Origin of the sequence: Arthrobacter sp. 9V (genome assembly GCF_902506065.1) — a bacterium.
Taxonomy (GTDB): Bacteria; Actinomycetota; Actinomycetes; order Actinomycetales; family Micrococcaceae; genus Arthrobacter.
In genome coordinates this window covers 1-1,727 of sequence record NZ_LR732973.1, presented here as the reverse complement: position 1 = coordinate 1,727, position 1,727 = coordinate 1, and the positions used below count along the sequence as shown (strand labels likewise).

The window sequence follows — 1,727 nt, the reverse complement described above, 5'->3', positions numbered from 1 at the left end:
CGGAGACCGGCTCCTGGAGCGGGTTCCGCCCCGACAATATCGGCGAACTCGCCTCGAGCGCGGCCGCGTGATGACGATGACCCTCGAGCGTCAGACCACCGGCCGCCCTGACATCGTGCAGCAGTCCGCCCGCGACGCCGTCGACGAGCTCTACGCAGGTGACACCGTGGCCGCGTTCCGCGCGATCGACGCCGCCACCGCTGACCCGACCGAGCACGTCCGCGAGTGGGAACTCACCGACGAGCAGCGGCAGGTGTGGGAGGCCGGCTACATGGTCGGGTTCCAGATGGCCACCCCAAAGCTCATGGCCGAGGTCCTCGAACTGCGGGCCCGCCTCGAGCAGGCCGAGCACGACGCAGACCGGTACTACGCCGAGATGTGCCGTCGCCCTGCCCCCGCAGAGCCGACCGCGTCGGGTCCGACGTTCGCGGAGATCTCCCGCGCCCGCGGTGAGGACGACCGTGCCGCCCGCCACGAAGCGACGATGGACCGCATGTTCCCCCAGTACGCCGGCGCACGCGCCTGAGCACGGAGACTAGAACCATGAACACCGCGGCAGAGCTCCCCGCGTATGACACCGACACGTGGGCCGTGTGTTCCGGCGTTCCAGAACCACTTCGAGGGCTCGCGTCGTGACCTCGCTGTGGCAGCAGACGAAAGCAACGACCAACGGCAGGGCGGGGCTTGCGGCGTTTCTGGTAGAGCTCGCGTTCATGCTCGCGGGTGCGGCACTGTTCTGCATCGCCATGGTCGTCGGCGCTGTCACCCTCGCCGTGATCGCGGGCGCTTGCACTCTGGTGCTGGCGCTTCTCACTCCTGCCGTCACTGCGTACGCGCAGGGGTACCGGCGAACTCCCGATGCGGATGCAGTGTTGGGATCAGCTGAAGGCATCTGGCACGTCACAGCCAGGCGGTGGGAGGTCGGCGACTCCGTCACCCTCGACCATCGCCGGTGTCGTCTGCGGTCCTGCGTACAGCGCGCCGACCGCCCGTTCGCGCTACCTCGTCGCGCGGTCTACTTCTTCACCACCGACCCGGCGCACGCGCACGTGCTCGGCAACGTTGCCCGTAGCCGCGCACGCTACGTCTACCGCCTCACTGACCCGAGGACCGACGGGGACATGTTCTCCCGCGGCATCGCGGTCGCAGTAACTGGAGACGTACGCGCCGTGATCGCCGAGCGGCACGAGTGGGGCGAGTGATGGCCGGACCGCACCCCACGCCCGCCGTCGACCGCTTCTTCTCCCACGTGGAGCAGGGCCCGTCGTCGTCGGACTGTTGGATCTGGACTGGCGCTGTCGGTGACGACGGCTACGGCCGGTTCTGGGTGCCGCAGCCGGGCGGTGGCCAGCGGGCAATGCGGCCGCAGCGGTGGCTCTACGAGCACCTCACCGGCATCGCCTTGCACCCGTCGACGCTGCTCCTGCATACGTGCGACGTGCCGCTGTGCGTGCACGTCGACGTCGACTCTGCGGTGTCGCATCTGGCGCCGGGGACGCACCGGGGGAACATGCTCGAGCGGGTGCAGCGCGGCCGGCACCGGAACGGTGCGACCGCGATCCGGATGGCCGGACTGAAACGCAGCGAACGGGTCGCGCTGTCCCGCGAGCTCCGCGCCGCATTCCGCGATCACGGCTGGGACGAGGCCGCGATCCGCGCGTGCCGGACCGGCATCGCGTCGGACACTCCCACGCTCTGGTAGCCCCGACCCCTAACGGTCAGAAGCC

Annotated in this window: 3 protein-coding genes; all 3 read left to right on the top strand. The window is 69.8% G+C overall.

Annotated elements, in window-relative coordinates; translation table 11 throughout:
- Nucleotides 1-526: hypothetical protein (locus tag BACI9J_RS22885; protein ID WP_236558886.1), on the top strand; the 526-nt coding region annotated here is incomplete at its 5' end.
- Nucleotides 527-713: 187 nt separating this feature from the next.
- Nucleotides 714-1,202, top strand: a complete 489-nt coding sequence (locus BACI9J_RS22880; RefSeq protein WP_159736669.1) for a hypothetical protein — start codon at nt 714-716, stop codon at nt 1,200-1,202.
- Nucleotides 1,202-1,702 (top strand): hypothetical protein, encoded by a 501-nt coding sequence (locus BACI9J_RS22875; protein ID WP_159558309.1) that lies wholly within the window; start codon nt 1,202-1,204, stop codon nt 1,700-1,702. Before BACI9J_RS22880 ends, BACI9J_RS22875 begins: the two co-directional genes overlap by 1 nt.
- The last annotated feature ends 25 nt before the right edge of the window (nt 1,703-1,727 follow it).